Origin of the sequence: Bradyrhizobium sp. NC92 (assembly GCF_025200865.1) — a bacterium.
Classification (GTDB): Bacteria; Pseudomonadota; Alphaproteobacteria; order Rhizobiales; family Xanthobacteraceae; genus Bradyrhizobium.
This window is the reverse complement of the sequence record NZ_CP104171.1, coordinates 4,429,120-4,451,068: the sequence shown is the minus strand read 5'-3', so window position 1 is coordinate 4,451,068 and position 21,949 is coordinate 4,429,120. Positions and strand designations below refer to the sequence as shown.

At 65.7% G+C, this 21,949-nt stretch carries 21 protein-coding genes; 17 read left to right on the top strand and 4 right to left on the bottom strand.

Annotated features, from left to right (window positions below):
• Positions 1–92: 92 nt before the first annotated feature.
• The gene (xth, locus tag N2602_RS20830) at positions 93–890 is read right to left on the bottom strand and encodes an exodeoxyribonuclease III (RefSeq protein WP_260379273.1); all 798 of its coding nucleotides are present in this window, start codon (positions 888–890) and stop codon (positions 93–95) included.
• Positions 891–1,043: 153 nt separating this feature from the next.
• Here xth and N2602_RS20825 point away from each other — a divergent pair, with 153 nt between their 5' ends.
• Complete coding sequence (locus N2602_RS20825) at positions 1,044–3,353, top strand: ATP-binding protein (RefSeq protein ID WP_260379272.1); 2,310 nt, start codon at positions 1,044–1,046, stop codon at positions 3,351–3,353.
• A 5-nt stretch (positions 3,354–3,358) separates the two neighbouring features.
• Here N2602_RS20825 and erpA read toward each other — a convergent pair whose 3' ends face one another.
• A complete protein-coding gene (gene erpA / locus N2602_RS20820) occupies positions 3,359–3,688 on the bottom strand; it encodes an iron-sulfur cluster insertion protein ErpA (protein ID WP_024342679.1) in 330 nt (109 codons plus the stop codon).
• Between the two features lie 123 nt (positions 3,689–3,811).
• On the opposite strand from erpA, the gene N2602_RS20815 reads away from it, so the two are divergent.
• The 12 genes from N2602_RS20815 (at position 3,812) to surE (ending at position 15,835) form a co-directional block, all read left to right on the top strand.
• The gene (locus N2602_RS20815; RefSeq protein ID WP_260379271.1) at positions 3,812–5,020 is read left to right on the top strand and encodes a deoxyguanosinetriphosphate triphosphohydrolase; all 1,209 of its coding nucleotides are present in this window, start codon (positions 3,812–3,814) and stop codon (positions 5,018–5,020) included.
• Between the two features lie 9 nt (positions 5,021–5,029).
• A complete protein-coding gene (gene argS, locus N2602_RS20810; RefSeq protein WP_260379270.1) occupies positions 5,030–6,820 on the top strand; it encodes an arginine--tRNA ligase in 1,791 nt (596 codons plus the stop codon).
• A gap of 140 nt (positions 6,821–6,960) precedes the next feature.
• Positions 6,961–8,526: an SPOR domain-containing protein gene (locus tag N2602_RS20805; RefSeq protein ID WP_260383693.1), complete on the top strand. Its 1,566-nt coding sequence runs from the start codon at positions 6,961–6,963 to the stop codon at positions 8,524–8,526.
• Between the two features lie 46 nt (positions 8,527–8,572).
• Entirely contained in the window at positions 8,573–9,601 is a 1,029-nt protein-coding gene (gene nagZ / locus N2602_RS20800) for a beta-N-acetylhexosaminidase (RefSeq protein WP_260379269.1), read from the top strand.
• On the top strand, positions 9,598–10,437 hold the full coding sequence (locus N2602_RS20795) for a ScpA family protein (RefSeq protein WP_172783664.1): 840 nt from the start codon (positions 9,598–9,600) through the stop codon (positions 10,435–10,437). The genes nagZ and N2602_RS20795 overlap by 4 nt, the downstream gene beginning before the upstream one ends.
• A gap of 21 nt (positions 10,438–10,458) precedes the next feature.
• A complete protein-coding gene (scpB, locus tag N2602_RS20790; RefSeq protein WP_260379268.1) occupies positions 10,459–11,214 on the top strand; it encodes an SMC-Scp complex subunit ScpB in 756 nt (251 codons plus the stop codon).
• Between the two features lie 165 nt (positions 11,215–11,379).
• The gene (locus N2602_RS20785; protein WP_018642198.1) at positions 11,380–11,613 is read left to right on the top strand and encodes a twin-arginine translocase TatA/TatE family subunit; all 234 of its coding nucleotides are present in this window, start codon (positions 11,380–11,382) and stop codon (positions 11,611–11,613) included.
• A gap of 91 nt (positions 11,614–11,704) precedes the next feature.
• Complete coding sequence (gene tatB, locus N2602_RS20780; protein WP_172783666.1) at positions 11,705–12,199, top strand: Sec-independent protein translocase protein TatB; 495 nt, start codon at positions 11,705–11,707, stop codon at positions 12,197–12,199.
• Positions 12,196–13,008: a twin-arginine translocase subunit TatC gene (gene tatC, locus N2602_RS20775; protein ID WP_260379267.1), complete on the top strand. Its 813-nt coding sequence runs from the start codon at positions 12,196–12,198 to the stop codon at positions 13,006–13,008. The genes tatB and tatC overlap by 4 nt, the downstream gene beginning before the upstream one ends.
• 137 nt (positions 13,009–13,145) lie before the next feature.
• Positions 13,146–14,477: a serine--tRNA ligase gene (serS, locus tag N2602_RS20770; protein WP_260379266.1), complete on the top strand. Its 1,332-nt coding sequence runs from the start codon at positions 13,146–13,148 to the stop codon at positions 14,475–14,477.
• Positions 14,478–14,596: 119 nt separating this feature from the next.
• Positions 14,597–14,959 carry a hypothetical protein gene (locus tag N2602_RS20765; protein ID WP_260379265.1) on the top strand — a complete coding sequence of 121 codons (363 nt, stop codon included), beginning with the start codon at positions 14,597–14,599 and terminating at the stop codon, positions 14,957–14,959.
• A 108-nt stretch (positions 14,960–15,067) separates the two neighbouring features.
• Positions 15,068–15,835 carry a 5'/3'-nucleotidase SurE gene (gene surE / locus N2602_RS20760; RefSeq protein WP_260379264.1) on the top strand — a complete coding sequence of 256 codons (768 nt, stop codon included), beginning with the start codon at positions 15,068–15,070 and terminating at the stop codon, positions 15,833–15,835.
• Between the two features lie 3 nt (positions 15,836–15,838).
• On the opposite strand, the gene N2602_RS20755 is transcribed toward surE, so the two are convergent.
• Entirely contained in the window at positions 15,839–16,210 is a 372-nt protein-coding gene (locus N2602_RS20755; protein WP_197959430.1) for a response regulator, read from the bottom strand.
• 228 nt (positions 16,211–16,438) lie between these two features.
• On the opposite strand from N2602_RS20755, the gene N2602_RS20750 reads away from it, so the two are divergent.
• Both N2602_RS20750 and N2602_RS20745 read left to right on the top strand, forming a co-directional pair.
• Positions 16,439–17,089 (top strand): protein-L-isoaspartate(D-aspartate) O-methyltransferase, encoded by a 651-nt coding sequence (locus N2602_RS20750; RefSeq protein WP_260379263.1) that lies wholly within the window; start codon positions 16,439–16,441, stop codon positions 17,087–17,089.
• A gap of 109 nt (positions 17,090–17,198) precedes the next feature.
• Complete coding sequence (locus tag N2602_RS20745; protein WP_260379262.1) at positions 17,199–18,584, top strand: LysM peptidoglycan-binding domain-containing M23 family metallopeptidase; 1,386 nt, start codon at positions 17,199–17,201, stop codon at positions 18,582–18,584.
• Positions 18,585–18,755: 171 nt separating this feature from the next.
• Here N2602_RS20745 and N2602_RS20740 read toward each other — a convergent pair whose 3' ends face one another.
• Complete coding sequence (locus N2602_RS20740) at positions 18,756–19,739, bottom strand: ATP-binding protein (RefSeq protein ID WP_172783674.1); 984 nt, start codon at positions 19,737–19,739, stop codon at positions 18,756–18,758.
• 182 nt (positions 19,740–19,921) lie between these two features.
• On the opposite strand from N2602_RS20740, the gene yajC reads away from it, so the two are divergent.
• Both yajC and secD read left to right on the top strand, forming a co-directional pair.
• A complete protein-coding gene (gene yajC, locus N2602_RS20735; RefSeq protein ID WP_212257173.1) occupies positions 19,922–20,290 on the top strand; it encodes a preprotein translocase subunit YajC in 369 nt (122 codons plus the stop codon).
• Between the two features lie 47 nt (positions 20,291–20,337).
• On the top strand, positions 20,338–21,942 hold the full coding sequence (gene secD, locus N2602_RS20730; RefSeq protein WP_260379261.1) for a protein translocase subunit SecD: 1,605 nt from the start codon (positions 20,338–20,340) through the stop codon (positions 21,940–21,942).
• Positions 21,943–21,949 lie beyond the last annotated feature (7 nt).

Sequence of the window (21,949 nt, the reverse complement as noted above, 5' to 3'; positions counted from 1 at the left end):
CTCTCCGCCATTGCGAATGGTGGGCACGCTTCGCTTAGCCCACTCTACCGGCAGTTGCGACTGCCGCTGGCTCCCACCGACTCTGCGAAGGCCTAGGCCGCCTCCAGATCCAGATCCGCCCACATCGGCACGTGGTCCGAGGGCTTCTCCCAGCCGCGCACGTAGCTGTCGATGCCGACATTGGCGAGCCTGTCGCTGGCCTGCGGCGACAGCAGCAGATGATCGATCCGCAGCCCCTGGTTCTTCTGCCAGGCCCCGGCTTGGTAGTCCCAGAAGGTGTAGAGCCCGCCCTCGTCGCTGACGGCGCGCAAGGCGTCGGTGAGGCCGAGGCCGAGCAGGGACTGGAAGCTCTCGCGCGTCTCGGTCTTGAACAGCGCGTCCTCGGTCCAGGCAGCCGGATTGTGCACGTCGCGGGCATGCGGGATGACGTTGAAGTCGCCGGCCAGGATCAGCGGGACCTCCTCCTTGAGTCGCTCCTTCGAATAATCAAGAAGTCGCGACATCCATTTGAGCTTGTAGGGATATTTGTCGGTCCCGACCGGATTGCCATTGGGCAGATAGAGGCAGGCGATGCGCAGCACGCCGGACTTGAGCGTCACCACGCCCTCAAGGAAGCGGGCATGGGTATCCTCGTCGTCGCCGGCGAGGCCCGACTTGGTCTCGTCGAACCGGAGCTTGGATAGCAGGGCGACGCCGTTGAACGTCTTCTGCCCGTGCGTCACCACGTTGTAGCCGAGCGCCTCGATCTCCAGCCGCGGGAAGGCCTCGTCGACACATTTGATCTCCTGCAGGCAGACGATGTCCGGCTGGCACTCTTTCAGCCAGGTCAGGAGCAGATCGATCCGCTGCCGGACCGAGTTCACGTTCCAGGTGGCTACTCTGATAGGCATTGGGAGGGCTCCGGGCAGGGGGCTTGGTTAGAACAAAATGCAAACGTGCCCGTCAAGACGGCCGCAAAATCTCCCACAAAATTAACCCGGCTTAAGCCGGCCGCAGGCCATTGATCGTCAAGAGGTTCCTCGGATGGATGGCCGGACAAGGCGATGAAGCGAACTCAGCCGCGTGACGGCCTGCTCGGCGCGTTCCTGTATTGGCTCGGCGGCTTCGAAATCGAGGACGGTCTGACGGCCGATCTCAGCGAGCGCGAGATCCGCCGCATCCGCGCCAAGCAGATCGACGCGGTCACCCAGCTGATCCCCGTGACGATGGCCGTGACGATGCTGAACGTCGCCATCGTGCTGATCCTGTTCTGGGGCAGGGGCTGGAACGACTTCCTTGCGATCTGGGGCCTGACGCTCGCCGCCACCGCGTCGCTCGCGGTGCGCGCATGGCACAAGTCGCATCAGAACCCGCCGCAGGAAGCATCGCCGCGCGCGGCGCGGCAGATGCTGCGGCAGGCGTTTTTTCTCGCCGCGATCTGGGGCGCGCTGCCGCTCGCTCTGTTCAGCCGCATCGAGCCGACCAGTCAATTGATCCTGGCCTGCCTGATGGTCGGCATGATGTCAGGCGGCGCCTTCACGCTTTCGACCTTCCCGCGCGCGGGCCTCGTCTATCTCGCCACCATGACGATCGCCTGCGCCGGCGCGCTGCTCTTGTGCGGCACCGGGCCATATCTGGTGACCGCGGTGTTCCTGCTGCTGTTCGCGTTCTTCATGGCGCGCAACATCGTCTCGCAGGGCAACCTTTTCCTCGGCAATCTCAAGGCCCAACTCGAGCTCGAGCGCCAGACCGAGATCATCTCGCTGCTGCTGAAGGACTTCCAGGAGAACGCCAGCGACTGGCTCTGGCAGACCGATGCCGAGGGACGCCTCGTCGACGTGCCGCAACGCTTCGCCGACGTCGCGCAGCTGCCGCTTCCGCTGCTCAAAGGCTCGCATTTCGCCGACGTGCTCGACATGCTCTGCCCCGAGGACAAGAGCGCCGCCTACAACGTCGTCGGCCTGATGGAGCAGGCCGAGCCGCTGCACGAGATGAATCTCAAGGTCGTCGCAGGCGGCGAGGCGCGGCTGTGGTCGCTGACGGCGAAGCCGGCCCATGACCGTGAAGGCCATTTCCTCGGCTATCGCGGCTTCGGACGCGACGTCACCGAGCGCTGGCGCGCGGAAAAGGCCGAGGCCGAAAGCCGCGCCAAGTCCGACTTCCTCGCTGTAATGAGCCACGAGATCCGCACACCCATGAACGGCGTGCTTGGTCTCGCCAGCATGCTGCTCGAAACCGAGCTCGATCCGGAGCAGCGCGAGGCCGTCACCACGATCCGCGAGTCCGGCGACAATCTCCAGCGCATCCTCAACGACATTCTCGACCTCTCCAAGCTGGAAGCCGGCCGCTTCCAGTTCGAGGCGATCGACTTCGCGCCGCAGGCGCTGGCCGAGACGGTTGCGACCGTGGTGCGCGCCAGCGCCAAGAGCAAGGGGCTCAAGGTCAAGGTCGAGCTCGATCCGAACCTGCCGCCGACGCTCCGCGGCGACGTCGCGCGCATCCGCCAGGTGCTGCTCAATCTCGCCTCCAACGCTGTGAAGTTCACCGACGAAGGCGAGGTGACGATATCGGCGACCTGCCAGGCGCGGCGTGACCTGCTGGCGACCGTCGAATGGACGGTGACCGACAGCGGCATCGGCATCGCGCCCGACAAGCTCGGCCTGCTGTTCAGCGATTTCGCCCAGGCCGATGCCTCGATCAGCCGCCGCTTCGGCGGCACTGGCCTCGGCCTTGCGATCAGCAGGCGGATCATCGAGCAGATGGGCGGCACCATCGGCGTCACTTCGACGCCGGGCGAGGGCTCGACCTTCCGCTTCACGCTGGTGCTGCCCTGGAGCCAGGCGCAGGCCTCCGATCAGGCTGGCGGGCGCGACCAAGCCGACGAGCTCAAGGCCCGGATCGCCGGCCTCGACCGGCCGCTGAAGGTGCTGGTCGCGGAAGACGATGCGGTCAACCGCATGGTCGTGAGCAAGATGCTGGGGGCTTTCGACGTCGAGCTGCGTGTCGTCACGGACGGGACCGAAGCCGTCGCGGCAGCCTGCGAAGGCAATTACGATGTCGTGCTGATGGACGTGCGCATGCCCGACATGGACGGGCTCGCCGCCACCCGCGCGATCCGCGCGCAAGGCGGGCGCTTCGAAACCTTGCCGATCATCGCGCTGACCGCCAATGCCTTCCCCGAGGACATCAAGATCTGCCGCGAAGCCGGCATGTCGGACTTCCTGGCCAAGCCGCTACGCAAGCCGGCGCTGATCGGAGCACTCCTGCGTGCGCTGGACGGCCACGTCATGTCGGAGGACGCACCGCTCCAGCCGGAGTTGATGCCGACCGAGGTGGCGTGGACGGACGAGGAAAGGCAGATAACGGGCGCGTAAGCGCGCTAGACCGAGAAGCTCGTCCCGCAACCGCAGGACGCCGTCGCATTGGGATTGTTGACGCGGAACGAGGCGCCGATCAGGTCGTCGACGAAATCGACCTGCGATCCCGCCAGGAACGGCTGCGAGGCGGAATCGACCAGCACCACCGCATTGTCCTGCTCGATCACGAGATCGTCGTCAGTGCGGGCCCGGTCGATGTCGAACTTGTACTGGAAGCCGGAGCAGCCGCCGCCCTCGACCGAGATGCGCAGCATCGCGCCAGAGCCTTCACCCTTGAGGATCTCCCCAATCCGGCGTGCGGCCCGGTCGCTAATGGTCACGGCAGTCGTCATTGCAGGTCTCCGATCGTCCCGCGGTCATACCAAGTTCACTTGCCCAATTCATTTGGTATCCCGCGCCCGACATAGTTAAGTGCCCCCATACGCAGAATCAAATGGATAGGGACTAAATTCGCCGTGTCCGTCGGAATGGCAGCCCCCCGCGCGCCCTATGCCTGCGACCCCGACCGCAGCCGCGGCCGGCTGGTCGCCGAGCCCCCGAGCCGGACCCGCAGCCCGTTTCGGCGAGATTGCGACCGGGTGATCCATTCCACCGCGTTCCGCCGCCTGAAGTACAAGACCCAGGTGTTCGTGTTCCACGAGGGCGACCACTACCGCACCCGGCTGACTCATTCGCTGGAGGTGGCCCAGATCGCCCGCGCGCTGGCCCGTCAGCTTGGCCTCGACGAGGACCTCACCGAGACATTGGCCTTGGCGCACGACCTCGGTCATCCGCCGTTCGGGCATGCCGGGGAGCGGGCCCTGGACGCCTGCCTGAAGGAGTTCGGGGGCTTCGACCACAATGCCCAGACGCTGCGCGTCGTGGCTTCGCTCGAGCACCGCTATCCCGAATTCGACGGGCTCAACCTCACCTGGGAATCGCTGGAAGGCATCGTCAAGCACAACGGTCCGCTGACCGACCGCAGCGGCGCCCCGGTCGGGCGCTACCGCGAGCATGGCGTTCCCGTCGGGATTGCCGAGTACATCAAGACCTACGATCTCGAATTGTGGAGCTTTGCCTCGCTGGAGGCGCAGGTCGCCGCGATCGCCGACGACATCGCCTATGACGCCCACGACATCGACGACGGTCTGCGCGCCGGCCTGTTCCATCTCGACGACCTCAAGGTAATGCCGCTGACGGCGGAGATCATCGCCGAGACTGCGGCACATTATCCCGATCTTGAAGACGTCCGCCGCGGTGCCGAGCTGGTGCGCGAGCTGATCTCGCACCTGATCGGCGCGGTGTTCGGGGAGACAGGGAAGAAACTCGCTGCCGTGAAGCCGCAATCGGCCCAAGATGTCCGCCGGCAAAGCCAGTCGCTGGTCGCGTTTCCCGCCGAGGTGGCGGAGGAAGAGGCCGCCATCAAGGCCTTCCTGTACCAGCACATGTACCGCCACGAGCGGGTGATGCGGGTGATGGGGGAGGCCGAGCAGATCCTGTTCGATCTGTTCGCGAAATACCTGAAGTCCCCCAGCGAGCTGCCGCCGGAATGGCTGCTGGGGTCGGAGGCGGACGACGAGGGCGACCGGGCCCGCCGGATCGGCAATTTCATTGCCGGAATGACCGATCGCTTCGCCCTGACCGAGCACCAGCGGCTCTTTGACTCGACCCCGGATTTGCGTTAGGCGGCGGTCATGCCCCAGACATCCTCATCGCTGCATCTGTTCGCCGACGTGCTCGCACGCGTGCACGCTGCCTGCCGCGCGCTTGCGGCAGACGCCAACTGGCCCGAGGGCATCGATTTCTCCCGCGTCGTGGTCGAGCCGCCGCGCGATGCCTCCCATGGCGACATGGCGACCAATGCCGCCATGGTGCTTGCGAAAGAGGCAAAGGCAAAGCCGCGCGATCTCGCCGAGCAGATTGCCGAACGGCTGCGTTCCGACGCGCTGATCGCCAAGGTCGATGTCGCCGGTCCCGGCTTCATCAATCTGACGCTGAAGCCGGCTGCCTGGGCCGAGGCGCTGCGTACCGTGCTGCGCGAAGGTGCCGATTACGGCCGCATCCACGGCGGCTCCAAGGTCAATGTCGAATACGTCTCGGCCAATCCGACCGGACCGATGCATGTCGGCCATTGCCGCGGCGCCGTGTTCGGCGACGCGCTGGCGAGCCTGCTCCAGTTCGCCGGCCACGACGTCACGCGCGAATATTACATCAACGATGCCGGCGCCCAGGTCGACGTGCTCGCGCGCTCGGCCTTCCTGAGGTATCGCGAGGCGCTCGGCGAGGACATCGGGGCCATTCCGGAAGGGCTCTATCCCGGCGACTATCTGAAGCCGGTCGGCGAGGCGCTGGCGAAAGAGCACGGCGACAAGCTGCTCGCCAGAAGTGAGGCCGAGTGGCTGCCGATCGTGCGCGCCAAGGCGATCGCGATGATGATGGACGAGATCAAGGACGATCTCGCCGCGCTCAACATCCGCCACGACGTGTTCTTCTCCGAGCGCTCGCTGATCGAGACCGGCAACAACAAGGTTGCCGAGACCATCGACTTCCTGCGCGCCAAGGGCGACATCTATGAGGGACGCCTGCCGCCGCCGAAGGGCGCGCCGGTCGAGGATTGGGAAGACCGCGAGCAGCTGCTGTTCAGGGCGACCGCCTACGGCGACGACGTCGATCGTCCGCTGATCAAGTCGGACAATTCCTACACCTACTTCGCCTCCGACATTGCCTATCACAAGAACAAGTTCGACCGCGGCTTTGCCGAGATGATCGACGTCTGGGGCGCCGACCATGGCGGCTACATCAAGCGCATGCAGGCCGCCGTGAAAGCGACGACCTCGGGCAAGGGATCACTCGACGTCAAGATCGTCCAGCTCGTGAAGCTCTTGCGCAACGGCGAGCCGGTGAAGATGTCCAAGCGAAGCGGGGACTTCGTCACCTTGCGTGAGGTGGTGGATGAAGTCGGCCAGGACGCCGTCCGCTTCATGATGCTGTACCGGAAGAACGACGCGGTGCTCGATTTCGACCTCGCCAAGGTCATGGAACAGTCGCGCGACAACCCGGTGTTCTACGTCCAATACGGCCACGCCCGCGGCCACTCGATCTTCCGCAACGCCCGCGCCGAGGTGTTCCCGGAACTCCCGGGGGATACCGGCGCGCGGATCGCATGGCTCACTGAGTCGGCGGTGGAGCGGCTGTCGGACCCGGTCGAGCTCGATCTTCTTAAGCGCCTCGCAATTTATCCGCGCATGCTCGAGGCTGCCGCCGCGGCCCATGAGCCACACCGAATTGCCTTCTATCTCTATGACTTAGCGAGCGAATTTCACGCACTTTGGACGAAAGGGCGCGATTTGCCCTATTTACGCTTCATTATCAATAATGATGCAGATCTTACAAAGGCGCGATTGGCAATGGTCCAGGGCGTCGTCTCGGTCCTGGCATCGGGCCTCGCCATCCTCGGCGTCCATGCCCCGGACGAGATGCGGTAGTTTGGGGCGAACTACTTAAGGGGAATTCGGGGGTAACCGGCAGAAGCCGGCTCGCTTAGACTTGGTTGAAAGCCTTGTGGGTCGAAAGCCGTGCCTTGGTCGAGGGGCGCGCGGCTTTCCCGAAGGGACGCATCATCACGATGGCCGAACGATATCAGGACAGACCGTTTCCTTCCGATGACCATGGTCGCGGTGGCGATCAGCATGGGAAGGCGGAAAGCGATCCCTTGGCCGAGCTCGCCCGTCTGATCGGGCAGACCGATCCGTTCGCCGCGCAGTCGCGGCCGACGGCACGTCCGCCGGCAGCGCCCTCTCAGAGCTATCAGGACGACGATTACCGCCAGGTCGATGATCAGCAGGATTACGCCCAGCAGGTGCCGCCGCCCGGGCCGCCCTCATGGATGCGGCGCGCCAATGTGCAACCGCAGCCGGCGCCGGAGCCGGAGCCTGACTATCCCGTTTCGGTAAGCCCGGTTCACCCGCTGCATCGCTACACGGCCAAGCCTGCCGCGCCCGAGCCTGTCGTTCATCAGCCTCAGGCCTACCAGGACCACTCCTATCAAGATCAGACTTATCAGGAGCAGGCCTATCAGCAGCACGGTCAGGCCCACCAGGAGCAGTCGTATCAGGAGCCGTATGCGCAGCCCGATCCGTCGCGCTACGACGATGCGCTCTATGGTCGGCTGGAGACGGGCGAGCAGGACTTTCAGCGCGAGCCGGCCTATCCCGACGACCCTTATGCCTACCAAAGCGACTTTCCCGAGGACGAGGTCGAGGAGCCGAAGAAGCAGCGCGGCGGCATGATGACGGTTGCGGCGATCCTGGCGCTTGCCGTGGTCGGCACCGGCGCCGCGTTCGCCTACAAGACCTATATCGGTTCGCCTCGCAGCGGCGAGCCGCCGATCATCAAGGCCGACAACACGCCGACCAAGATCGTGCCGGCGCCGACGGACTCCGCGGCCAAGGTGCCGGACCGCATGGTCAGCGGTGACGGCACTGAAAAGATCGTGCCGCGCGAGGAGGCGCCCGTCGACGTCAACGCCAAGGCGGGCGGGCCGCGCGTGGTGTTCCCGCCGCTGAACCAGAATGCGAACCCGCCGTCGGTGGCGAGCGTGTCGCCGTCCACCGTGCCGCCGCCGAGCGCGGGCCCGACTCCAAGCAACGGCACCATGCCGAACAATTCGCCGCGCCCGATCAGGACCGTGGCGGTGAAGGGTGACCAGACCGATAGCGCCGTGCCGCAATCGGCTGCCGCCAAGCCGACGGCCGCCGCGCCGAAGCCTGTTGCCGCGCCAGTTGCGCCCGCCGCGCCGCGCAATCCGCCGACCTCGGCCAATGCCAGTGCCAACCAGCCGATGTCGCTCGCGCCGCAATCGGCACCGGCGGCCGAGCAGCCGCAGCGGATGGCGGCCACCAACCCGACGCAGATTGCGCCCACCAGCAGCGGCGGCGGCTACATCGTGCAAGTCTCCTCGCAGCAGAGCGAGGACAGCGCCGCCGCGTCCTACCGGGTGCTTCAGGGCAAGTACGGCAGCGTGCTCGGATCCCGCTCGCCGGTGATCAAGCGGGTCGATCTGACCGATAAGGGCAAGGGGATCGTCTACCGCGCCTTCGCCGGACCCTATGGCTCGGTCCAGGAAGCGACGCAGGCTTGCAACAATCTGAAGGCCGCAGGGCTGTCCGACTGCTTCGTCCAGAGGAATTAACGGCGGTTTCCTTGACCCCCTGACGGGGCAGGGTTAATCGGCCGTTATGAGCACGCGGGCCTTCATTACCGGCGTATCCGGAACGGAACTGACCGCCGCCGAGCGGGAGTTTATCCGTGCCGAACGCCCATGGGGCTTCATCTTGTTCAAGCGCAATGTCGCGACACCGGCGCAAGTTGCTGCGTTGGTTGCGGAATTGCGTTCAGTCGCGAATGCCCCCGAGGCGCCGGTCCTGATCGACCAGGAGGGCGGACGGGTGCAGCGGCTGGGGCCGCCGCACTGGCCGGTTTATCCGCCGGGAGCCGTTTTCGCGAATTTGTACGACACTGATTCGGCCCTCGGGCTCGCCGCGGCGCGCCTCAGTGCGCGGCTGATCGCAGCCGATCTCGTTGATCTCGGCATCACCGTGGATTGCCTGCCGCTGGCGGACGTGCCGGTGCCGGGCGCTGACGCGGTCATCGGCAACCGGGCCTACGGCACGGAGCCGGGCAAAGTCGCGGCGATTGCCCGCGCAGTCACCGAGGGCCTGGAGCAGGGCGGCGTGCTCCCGGTGCTCAAGCACATTCCCGGGCATGGCCGCGCCACCGCCGATACCCATTTCAAGCTGCCAACCGTCGACACGCCCCTGGACGAGCTGGAGCGGACCGATTTCGCCGCGTTCAAGCCGCTGGCTGATCTGCCGATGGCCATGACTGCACATGTTGTGTTTAGCGCCTTCGACCCCGCCCATCCGGCGACGACATCTGCGACAATGATTGCTGACGTGATTCGCGGCGCAATCGGGTTCCAGGGTTTGTTAATGAGTGATGACGTGTCGATGAACGCGCTGTCGGGGAATATCGCCGAGCGGACCCGCGCGATCTTCGCGGCCGGCTGCGACGTGGCCCTGCATTGCAACGGCAGCATCGAGGAGATGCGCGACGTCGCCAGTCAGACTCCTGAACTGGCCGGCCGGGCGTTGGAGCGGGCGAAAGCCGCGCTCGCCGCACGCAAGCCGCCGCAGCCGTTCGACCGCGTGGCCGCACGCACTGAGCTGGACGCATTGATCGCACGGGCAAACACGGCATCGGCATGACCGCAGAAATCCTATCGTTCGAAACCGGGCGGCCCGCAGAGCTCGCCGAGGGTGAGCCGGCGTTGGTGGTGGACGTCGAGGGCTATGAGGGCCCGCTCGATTTGTTGCTCGCGCTGGCGCGACAGCAGAAGGTCGACCTCGCCAAGATCTCGATCCTGGCGCTCGCCGACCAGTACCTCCATTTCATCGAAGCCGCGCGAAAGATCCGGCTGGAGCTCGCCGCGGACTATCTGGTGATGGCCGCATGGCTCGCCTTCCTGAAGTCGCGTCTGCTGCTGCCGGAGCCGCCGAGCGCGGAAGGCCCGAGCGCCGAGCAGATGGCGACGGCGCTCGCCAACCGCCTGCGCCGGCTGGAAGCCATTCGCGAAGCCGCCAACCGGCTCATGAACAGGCCGCAATTGCAGCGCGACATCTTCCCGCGCGGCGAGCCCGAGCACATCGCCGAGATCAAGCATCCGAAATACACGGCCACGCTCTACGACCTGCTCACCGCCTATGCCGCGCAGCGCCAGTCGCGTGTGCTGGCGAGCGTGCATTTGGCCAAGCGCACGGTGTGGTCGCTCGCCGAGGCACGCGCCACGCTGGAGCGGCTGGTCGGCAGCATCACCGAGCAGGACGATTGGGGTGTTCTCGACGACTTCCTGATCCGGCATGTCGCCGACCCGACGCAGCGCGCAACGGTGTTCGCCTCGAGCTTTGCCGCCGCGCTCGAATTGGTGCGCGAAGGTCAGCTCGAGCTGAACCAGAAGGAAGCGTTTGCGCCGATCTATTTCCGGAAGGGGCGCCCAAAACCGGTTCCGGACGCAGCTCCTGCGCCTGATGCGCCGGTCGCTTAAGTGCAAGAAGGAGAATCTGCCATGGCAAGCCTGGCTGAAGTGCGGGTAGAAGAGGCCGAGCCGATGGAGAACGAATCCCAGGCGCGCCCCGAGGAATTGCGGCTGCTGGAGGCGCTGCTGTTCGCCTCGAGTGAACCGCTGGACACCGCGACGTTGGCCAAGCGCATGCCCGAAGGCGTCGACGTCAAGGCTGCGCTCGAGCAATTGCAGGCCGATTATGCCTCGCGCGGCGTCAACCTCGTCCGCGTCGCAAACAAATGGACGTTCCGCACCGCCGGCGATCTGGCCTGGCTGATGACGCGCGAGAGCACCGAGACCCGGCGCCTGTCGCGTGCCGCGATCGAGGTGCTGGCGATCATCGCCTATCACCAGCCGGTGACGCGGGCCGAGATCGAGGAGATCCGCGGCGTCGTCACGTCGAAGGGCACGCTCGACGTGCTGCTGGAGACCGGCTGGATCAAGCCGCGCGGCCGTCGCAAGACGCCCGGCCGTCCGCTCACCTTCGGAACCACGGAGGAGTTCCTGTCGCAGTTCACCCTGGAGCAGCTCGGCGATCTGCCGGGCCTGGAAGAGCTCAAGGGCACTGGCCTCCTGGATTCGCGCCTGCCGACCGGCTTCAGCGTGCCGACGCCGTCGGATGATCCGGCCCTGCGTGAGAACGAGGATCCGCTGGAACCGGGCGATGACCTCGATCTCGCGCTCGCGCCTGCGGTCGAGCCCGAGAGCCCGCCGGATGGCGGCAATGAGGGGGGCGGCGAGGGCGGCACCGAAGAGTGACGCCCCGGCGAAATACGGGCCCCTGCGACAGTTAACACTAGCAAGATTGCGTAGCGCCGACAGCGAATTGGCGCCGCCTTGGTCCTTGTTTTTGAGACCTGCCAAGCCTAGGTTTCGGTGAAGATCGGCCGGGTCCCCGGCCATGCGCGTTTGGAGGGTTGCAGGATGGGTTCACTCAGCATTTGGCACTGGATCTTGGTGATCGCAGTGGTCCTGCTGCTGTTCGGCCGCGGCAAGATTTCGGATCTGATGGGCGACGTGGCGCAGGGCATCAAGGCGTTCAAGAAGGGCATGCAGGACGACGACAAGCCTGCCGAGAAGCCCGAGCCGGCCAAGTCGATCGAGCACAATGCGGCGCCGACCGCGGCACGGTCCGACGTCGGCAGCAAGGCCGTCTGAGCCGGAAGCAGCACGCGAGACGCGGGTAGCGGCCCCGATCCTGCGCGCAAGGGATTGGGCCGGCTCCGGCTTCGCGTGAACGGAAGACCTCATGTTCGACATCGGGTGGAGTGAACTGGTCCTCATCGGGGTCGTGGCCCTGATCGCCATCGGCCCGAAAGAGCTGCCGGGCGTGCTGCGCATGGTCGGGCAATGGATGGGCAAGGCGCGCAAGATGGCCGCCGAATTCCAGGGCCAATTCCAGGAGGCGATGCGCGAGGCCGAGATGGCCGACCTCAAGAAGAGCTTCGACGAGGTCAAGGAAGCCGCCACGGGATTCAATCCACTGACCTCGCTCCAGAAGGACGTGAGCGACGCGCTTCGCGTCGATGCGCTGGACAAGCCGGCCGAGCCGTCGGCCGCCACGGCGGTCGATCCGCCCGTCACGCCCACGACACCGGAGAGCCCAACGCCTTCGACCTTCATGGAAGCCGAAGCGCATGCGGCCGCGAACGAGCCGCTCGCGATCACCCGTGAGGTCGAACAGGCGACGGTTGCGCAGGACACCGCGCCATCCGAAGCGATCAAGGACGCCAAAGCGTCATGACCGACGCCGATATCGAGGCCAGCAAAGCCCCGCTGATGGACCACCTGATCGAGCTGCGCTCGCGGCTGATCAAGGCGCTGCTCGGCTTTGGCGTGGCCTTCATCTTCTGCTTCTTCTTCGCCAAGCAGATCTACAACGTGCTGGTCTGGCCGTTCGTGTGGATCGCGGGTCCCGAGAACTCGAAATTCATCTACACGGCGCTGCTGGAATATTTCATCACCCAACTCAAGCTCGCCCTGTTCGGCGCAGGCTTCATCTCGTTCCCGATCGTGGCGACGCAGATCTACAAATTCGTCGCGCCCGGACTCTACAAGCACGAGAAGCAGGCCTTCCTGCCGTATCTGGTCGCGACCCCGTTCTTCTTTGTGCTCGGTGCGGCGCTGGTCTATTTCGTCGTGCTGCCGATGCTGGTGCGCTTCTCGCTCGGCATGCAGCAGGCCGGCGGCGACGAGACCGCGCAGATCCAGCTGTTGCCCAAGGTCGGCGAATATCTGTCGCTGATGATGTCGCTGATCTTCGCCTTCGGCATCGCCTTCCAGCTGCCGGTGATCCTGACGCTGCTCGGACGGATCGGCATCGTCACCTCGAAGATGCTGCGCGAGAAGCGGCGCTATTTCATCGTGATGGCCTTCGTGATCGCGGCCGTGTTGACACCGCCCGACGTGCTCAGCCAGTGCTCGCTCGCGATCCCCCTGATGGCGCTCTACGAGGGCTCGATCATCGCGGTGGCGATGGTGGAGAAGAAGGCGGCGGCCTCGTCGCAAGCCACCGGCACCGACGTGTCGACGCCGGCCAAGCCGGCGGAGTAGGGCACTTTCGCACTATCATGTCGCTGCTCAGCCCATGATTCGTCATGCCCGGGCTTGACCCGGGCATCCACGACTTGATCTAAGGCGGCAGACACGTGGATGGCCGGGACAAGCCCGGCCATGACGGGAAGACAGCCATGCACGACATCAAAGCGATCCGCGACAATCCGCAAGCCTTCGACGCCGGTCTTGCCCGGCGCGGCCTGAAGCCGATGTCGGCCTCGCTGCTTGCGATCGACGAGAAGCGGCGTGCGGCGATTCTGGCCTCGGAGCAGGCGCAGGCGCGGCGCAACGCAGCCTCAAAGGAGATCGGCGACGCCAAGAAGGCCAAGGACGAGGTGCGCGCGGCGAAGCTGATGGCCGAAGTCGCCGAGCTCAAGACCACGATGCCGGAGCTCGAAGCGGCCGCGAAAGCCGCTGACGATGAGCTCGCCAGGGAGCTGTCGGCAATCCCAAATCTGCCGCTCGGCGAGGTACCCGATGGCGCCGACGAGCATGGCAACGTGCAGCGCCATGTCTTCGGCAACAGGCGCAACTACGCGTTCGCGCCCAAACCCCACGACGATCTCGGCGGCGCGCTCGGTGACATGGATTTCGAGACGGCGGCAAAGCTCTCCGGCGCGCGCTTCGTCGTGCTGAAGAAGGGGCTTGCGCGGCTCGAGCGCGCGCTCGGTCAGTTCATGCTGAACCTGCATGTCGACGAGCATGGCTATACCGAGATCAATCCGCCGCTGCTGGTGCGCAACGAGATCATGTTCGGTACCGGACAGTTGCCGAAATTCGAGGACGACCAGTTCTGGGCGATCAAGGGCGAGTTGCTCGCCGCGCCCGAATATGAGCGGCTGCAGACTGAACGTCTCGGCATCATTCCGACGGCGGAGGTAGCGCTCACCAACCTGGTCCGCGAATCCATCGTTGACGAGAAGCAGCTGCCGATGCGTCTCACGGCGCTGACGGCGTGCTTCCGCGCCGAGGCGGGTGCGGCGGGGCGGGACACGCGCGGGATGATCCGCCAGCACCAGTTCACCAAGGTCGAGCTGGTGTCGATCACGACGCCGGAGACCAGCAAGGATGAGCACGAACGTATGCTCGCCTGTGCCGAGGAGGTGCTGCGGCGGCTCGGCTTGCACTACCGCGTCATGACGCTGTGCACCGGAGATATGGGTTTTTCGTCGCAAAAAACCTACGACATCGAGGTCTGGATGCCCGGGCAGGGCGAGGGCGGGGCGTTCCGCGAGATCTCGAGCTGCTCGGTCTGCGGCGACTTCCAGGCCCGCCGCATGGATGCGCGCTCGCGCGGGCCCGACGGCAAGCCGCGCTTCGTGCACACGCTGAACGGCTCCGGCACCGCGCTCGGCCGCGCGCTGATCGCCGTGATGGAAACCTATCAGCAGGAGGACGGCTCGATCGCGGTCCCGGACGTGCTCCAGCCCTATATGGGCGGGCTGAAGGTGATCGCACGCGACTAAAGCGTTTCCCGCGAAGTGGGTCGCCGGTTCGCGTCCGAAACGCGGCATGACGAGAATCGCGTTGCGAAGATCGGGCGGCCGGCTATCCTGCCGGCCCGTCCACGCGAACCCCTCCGTTCATGGCCTTGCACCGCGACATCTTCTGGGTCGGCCGACAATGGGCGGTGACAGGGGCCGGGATCCAGGCCGTCGATCAGCGCCTCCGCGGCGTTCTCGACATCGAGATCGCGCGGCTCTGGGACGACGATCTCGTGCAGAGCCGGCGGGCCAAGCCCGGGGTCAATGCAGCGGATTTCGACAAGGCGCTGACCGTGGCACGCGAACGCTTTCCGCAGGAGCCGACGTCTGACCCCTTCGTAGCGCAGCTGAAGGCGCTCGGCGTCATTGAGGCTTCCGTCGTGAACCAGGTCGTGCCGACGATGCAACTACGTGCGGAAGGCCGGCTCGCGCGCTTCCTGCCGCAATGGCGCATTCGCCGCTAGCGGGACCAGCCAGGGAACCAGCCGCCGGACCGCAATCGTCCGGTTTGCCTGATCGGCCCTGGCCGGATAAGACGGCTCAGACCCGCTTTCAGGAATCGAACCTTCCGCATGCGCATTCTCTGCACCAATGACGACGGCATCCACGCTCCCGGCCTCAAGGTCGTGGAGGAGATCGCGCGCGCCTTGTCCGATGATGTCTGGGTGGTGGCGCCCGAGCTCGACCAGTCCGGCGTGTCGCATTCGCTGTCGCTGAACGATCCCTTGCGTCTGCGCGAGGTCGGCCCGCGGCACTTCGCCGTGCGCGGCACGCCGACGGACTGCGTCATCATGGGGGCCCGCCATATCCTGGGTGCCAAGCTGCCCGATGTCGTGCTGTCCGGGGTCAACAAGGGCCGCAACGTCGCCGAGGATGTCGTCTATTCCGGCACCATTGCCGGCGCGTTGGAAGGCACCATCCTGGGATTGCCGTCGTTCGCGCTGTCGCAGGAGTTCAGCGTCGAGACGCGCGAACGGCCGCCTTGGGATACGGCGCGCAAATTCGGACCGGATATCCTGCGCAAGGTGATCGCCGCCGGCGTTCCGAAGGACACCGTTATCAACATCAACTTCCCGTCCTGCGCGCCGGAGGATGTGCTGGGCATCCGGGTCACGCGGCAAGGCAAGCGCAATCTCGGCTTCCTCAGGATCGACGAGCGCAGGGACGGCCGCGGCAATCCCTATTTCTGGATCGGCTTCGAGCGCACCGCGATGCTCGACATGCCCGCCGACGGCACCGATCTCGCGGCGCTGCGCGAGCGCTACGTCTCGGTCACCCCGCTCCGGCTCGACCGTACCGACGAAGCGTTTTCGGAGCAGCTGGGCGTCACCCTGAAATAAAGGCTAGCCGCCGCGAAGCGCGGCCTCGATGGTCTTGCCGAGCGCGTCGAGCTGAAACGGCTTTTGCAGCGCCGGCCGGTCGCGATATTGCTCGGGCAGGCCGGAGGAGCCGTAACCGGTGGCGAAGATAAACGGGCAGCCCTTGGCCATGATGACATCGGCGACGGGCGAGATGACCTTGCCGTTGACGTTGACGTCCAGAATGGCGAGGTCGAAATCGGTGGATTGCGCAAGCCGCATGGCCTCGGTGATGTCACCCGCCTCGGCGGCTACCTTGTAGCCGAGCTCCTCCAGCATATCCGCGACCATCATTCTGATCATGACCTCGTCCTCGACGAGGAAAACAGAGCGGCCCGAAAGCCCTGTCGCAGTCATGGTTGAGTCCTTGCCCATTCTCGTAAACGTTCGCAGATAACGATAGGCGACGCAATGCGCGTTTCGGCGAACGCAAACCCCACAAATGGCTTAGCGCTTTGAATGCCTGTTGTGGTCAAATGCTGCGCCGAAAGGCTATCATGAGTTCCTGAGCCGGAACAAGATTCTCGTCTCGGGTTCTTGCGGTGCAGTACGGCGATCCGCCAGACGAGATGAGCAATAGCAGCAATGACGCCCGACCAGCAGCCGCCGGAAAAGATGATGTTTCAGCTCACGCTGAGGCGTCGTGGCATCAGTGATCAGGCCGTGCTGCGGACCATGGAAGAGGTGCCGCGCGAGCTTTTCGTCGACGAGGCCGATCGCGACGGCGCCTATCGCGACAGCGCGCTGCCGATCGCCTGCGGGCAGACCATCAGCCAGCCCTTCGTCGTTGCCTACATGACCGAGCAGCTCCAGCTCCAGAAGCAGCATCGGGTGCTGGAAATCGGCACTGGCTCGGGCTACCAGGCCGCCGTGCTGTCGCGGCTCGCCGGCCAGGTGCTAACCGTCGAGCGCTATCGCAAGCTGGCCGAGGCGGCACGCGCCCGGCTTGAGAAGCTCGATTGTCACAATGTCGAGGTGATGCTCGGGGACGGTCTCAATCTGCCTCCCAACATCGGCCCGTTCGACCGCATCATCGCCACCGCCGCGATGGAGCAGATTCCGGAGAACCTGGTCGAGCGGCTGGAGGTCGGGGGCATCCTGATCGCCCCCGTCGGCCCGCATCAGGGCGTGCAGACGCTGACCCGCCTGGCCCGGACCGAAACCGGGATCGAGCGCAAGGAACTCGTCGAGGTCCGCTTCGTGCCGGCCCTGCCCGGTGTGGCGCGGGAGCTGTAGAATCCCGGATCGGCAGTGCCGCCAACATCTTATTGTGAGGGTTAAGCCGTTATTTACTCGGCGCGTGTTTACTTAAAACACCAGTTCTGTTGCGTACGAGTGAGTAACCATGTCCGCTGTCGCCGAGTTGCTTTACTCGCGCCGCGTGCCGCAGGTCGCGGTGCTGGCGCTGATCTCCTTCAGCTTTGCAGGGTGCAGCGCCGACATGTCGTCGCGGCTGTCCCAGTCGAACTTCTCCAATCCCTTCGCCTCCGAGCAGACCGGTTCGGTGCAGCAGCCACCGCCGCCGCAGCGTGAACTGCCGCAATATGCGCGGCCGCAGACGCAGCCCGGTTACTACCAGTCGCAGGCTTTGCCTCCGCCCGCGGTGTCCGCCCCGCAATCCTATCCCGTTGCCTCCGGCAGCGGCGTATCTGGCGGCGGACGCGGCGTCAGCTCATATGCGCCTCCGGCGCAACCGCACCTGGAGACCACGGCTACCGTGCCGCCGCGGTCGGTCGCGGCCGCCCAGCCGGTCGGCGGGACCAAGATCATCGTCGGCACCAGCGATACGCTCGACGTGCTCGCCAAGCGCTATCACGTCACGCCGCAGGCGATCCTGGCCGCCAACGGCTACAAGGGTCCGCGGGCGCTCTCGCCCGGCCAGCAGCTGATCATTCCGTCTCCGGCGACGGCAGCTGCACCGGCGCCCGCAATGGCTCCCGTCGCGGCAGCCCCGGCAGCCAAGCCGGTTGCGGCCATCGCCGCACCGCCGAGCACGCACTTCGTCAACCGCGGCGACACGCTCGCCAGCATCGCGCGCAAGAACCACGTCTCGGCGGCAGAGCTCGCCCGTGCCAACGGCCTCGATCCGTCGGCAAAGCTCAAGCTCGGTACCAAGCTGACCGTGCCCGGCGCCAAGACCGCCGCCGTTGCGGCGCCGGTTGCTGCGGCTCCGGTCGCGGCCACACCGGTGGCCGGAACGCTCCAGCCCGTCGCGGCAGCTCCGGCGCCCACGACCAAAATGGCCACTGCCGCCGCGCCCGTGCAGAGCGCGCGCCTCGCCCAGGCCACCAGCAATGTCGAAGAGAAGCCCGTTGAGACGCCGGCGAAGGCTGCGGAGGCCACCGGCGCGCTGCCGACCTTCCGCTGGCCCGTCCGCGGCAAGGTGGTCACGACCTACGGCGCCAAGACCAATGGCAAATCCAATGACGGCATCAATCTCGCGGTGCCCGAGGGGACGCCGGTCAAGGCAGCCGAAGACGGCGTCGTCGCCTATTCCGGCAACGAGCTGAAGGGTTACGGCAATCTGGTTCTGGTTCGGCACTCCAACGGCTACGTCACCGCATATGCCCATGCGAGTGAGCTGTTGGTGAAGCGCGGCGATACCATCAAGCGCGGCCAGGTCATTGCCAAGTCGGGTCAATCCGGGGAAGTGGCGTCGCCGCAGCTCCACTTCGAGATCCGCAAGGGGTCGAGCCCGGTTGACCCGCTTCAATTCCTGAACGGGGCGTGAGGCGCGGGCCCGGAGCAGGGCACGCGATCACCACAAGCACACTGTCGTCGCCCGGCTTGACCGGGCGATCCAGTATTCCAGAGACAGTTATTGTTGAGCCGATTAGCTGCGGCGTACTGGATTCCCCGCCTGCGCGGGGAATGACAGTTGTGGGTGAGGCGACGCTGTTCGCTACTGCGCCGTCAGCTTCACACCGAGCCGTCCCGCCAGCTCCTGCACGAACTGCCAGGCGACGCGGCCCGAGCGGGAGCCGCGCGTCGTCGACCATTCCAGCGCTTCGCGCTCCAGCGCCTCGTCGTCGATCTTGATGCCGAAATGGCTGCAATAGCCGCGCACCATGGCGAGATATTCGTCCTGGCTGCAGCGGTGAAAGCCGAGCCAGAGGCCGAAACGATCCGACAGCGACACCTTCTCCTCGACCGCTTCGCCCGGATTGATCGCCGTCGAGCGCTCGTTCTCGATCATGTCGCGTGCCAGCAGATGGCGGCGGTTGGAGGTGGCATAGAGGATGACGTTCTCGGGCCGGCCCTCGATCCCCCCTTCGAGCACCGCCTTGAGCGACTTGTAGGAGGCATCGTTGCCGTCGAAGGAGAGGTCGTCGCAGAACACGATGAAGCGGAAGGCGGAGGCGCGCAGCTGCTCCATCAGTGCCGGCAGGGTCTCGATGTCCTCACGGTGGATCTCGATCAGCTTGAGCTTGTCGACCGGTTTGCGCTCCGCGTTGATGCTGGCATGCGTCGCCTTCACCAGCGACGACTTGCCCATGCCGCGTGCGCCCCAGAGCAGGGCGTTGTTGGCCGGCAGGCCGTTGGCGAAGCGCTCGGTGTTCTCCATCAGGATGTCGCGCATCCGGTCGACGCCCTTGAGCAGGAACAGCTCGACGCGACTGACTCGCGGCACCGCCGAGAGGCGTCCGTCAGGGTGCCAGACATAGGCATCGGCCCGCTTGAACGACTCGGGCTCGACGGCCGGCGTGCCCCGGGCGGAAAGGTGCGCCGCAATGGTCTCCAGGGCGCGGACGATGCGCTCCTGGGCAAGGTTGGGGCCTGTCTCGGCGATCGCCGCCGTGGGGCGTTTTGCCGCGACGCGGGCGGGCTTGTTGGCAGGGGTGCGGGGGCCTTTGCCGGCCGGGCTTTTGTCTGGTTTCTTGGGCATGTCCGAAGTTCCTGAGAACGCAGCCTTATCGGGCCTCAGGGGCCGCCGCAAGGTGGCCCAAAAGGGCGGTCTGCCAGCGTTGCAATTGGGGCAATGGCCGCTATAGTCCGCGCGAATTTGACCGAACCGGTCGCCCTTGAGGGCCCGACCGGCTTTCCCCCGTTCTCACGAGGATCGTCCGAATGCTGATTACCCCTGCGTATGCCCAGGCCGCGGGCGCCGGCGACACCAACAGCATGTTGATGTCGCTGCTGCCGTTCGCCCTGATCTTCGTGATCATGTACTTCCTGATTCTGCGCCCGCAACAGAAGAAGGTCCGCGACCACGCCGAGCTCGTGAAGAACATCCGCCGCGGCGACACCGTCGTGACCTCGGGCGGCCTCGTCGGCAAGGTCACCAAGGTGGTCGACGATGATCAGATCGAGTTCGAGATTTCCGACGGCGTGCGTGTGCGGCAGATGCGCCAGATGATCTCGGGCGTTCGCGCCAAGGGCGAGCCGGCGAAAGAAAGCTCGAAGGAAAGCGCCAAGGACGACAGCGCGGCGAAGTGAGCGCTTCACCGCGAGTCTCAAGTCTCCTGATCTGACAGGTCCAGTCGATGTTGTATTTCACGCGGTGGAAGGCGCTCGGGATCATCCTGACGGCGCTGATCGTGTGCCTCTGCGCGGTCCCGAACTTCTTCCCCGAGGCCCAAGTCAAGACCTGGCCCGCCTGGGCGCAGCGCCGGCTCGTGCTCGGCCTCGACCTCCAGGGCGGCTCCTATCTCTTGCTCGAGGTTGATTCCAACTACGTGAAGAAAGAACGGCTGGACCAGATCCGCGACGACGTTCGCCGGACGCTGCGTGACGCCAAGATCGGCTTTACCGGCGGCGTCACGGTGCGCAACGACGCGGTCGAGGTTCGCATCACCAAGGAAACCGACGTGCAGCCGGCGCTCGCCAAGCTGCGCGAGCTGTCCCAGCCGCTGGGCGGCCTCATGGGATCCAGCGGTCAGCGCGACCTCGAGGTGGCTGATGCCGGCGGCGGTGTGATCCGCCTTGGCGTCCCGCAGGCCGCGATGCTCGACCGCATGCGCAAGACCATCGAGCAGTCGATCCAGATCGTCGAACGCCGCGTCAACGAGCTCGGCACCGTCGAGCCCGTGATCCAGCGCCAGGGCAACGACCGCATCCTGGTGCAGGTCCCCGGTCTCCAGGATCCCACCCGCCTGAAGGAGCTGCTGGGCAAGACCGCGAAGATGGAATTCCGCATGGTCGACACCTCGGTGCCGCCGGATCAGGCGCAAGCGGGCAGGTTGCCGCCGGAATCCGAGCTGCTGACGAGCGCATCGCCGCCGCCCACGCCCTATGTGGTCAAGAAGCAGGTGCTGGTCGCCGGCGGCGACCTGACCGACGCCCAGGCGAGCTTCGACCAGCGCACGGGCGAACCGGTCGTCAGCTTCAAGTTCAACACGTCGGGCGCCCGCAAGTTCTCGCAGGCTACCACCGAGAACGTCGGACTGCCGTTTGCGATCGTGCTCGACAACAAGGTGATCTCGGCGCCGGTCATTCGCGAGCCCATCACCGGCGGCCAGGGCCAGATCTCCGGCAATTTCACCGTGCAATCGGCCAACGATCTCGCGATTCTCCTGCGCGCCGGCGCGCTACCGGCGCCGCTCACGGTCGTCGAGGAGCGCACCGTCGGCCCGGGCCTCGGCCAGGACTCGATCGAGAAGGGCGAGCTCGCCGCCTATGTCGGCTCGATCCTCGTTATCATCTTCATGCTCGTGACCTACCGGCTGTTCGGCGTGTTCGCCAACATCGCGGTGGCCATCAACGTCGCCATGATCTTCGGCCTGCTGTCGCTGCTCAATGCCACGCTGACGCTGCCCGGCATCGCCGGCATCGTGCTCACCGTCGGCATCGCGGTCGACTCCAACGTGCTGATCTACGAGCGCATCCGCGAGGAGCTGCGCGGCGGCCGCAACGCGATCTCGGCGATCGATGCCGGGTTCAAGCGGGCGCTCGCGACCATCCTCGATTCCAACATCACCACCTTCATTGCCGCCGCGGTGCTGTTCTACATCGGCACCGGTCCGGTGCGCGGCTTTGCCGTGACGCTCGGCATCGGCATCATCACCACGGTGTTCACCGCCTTTACCCTGACCCGACTGATCGTGGCATGGTGGGTGCGGTGGAAGCGGCCGCAGAGCGTGCCGATCTAGGAGCCTG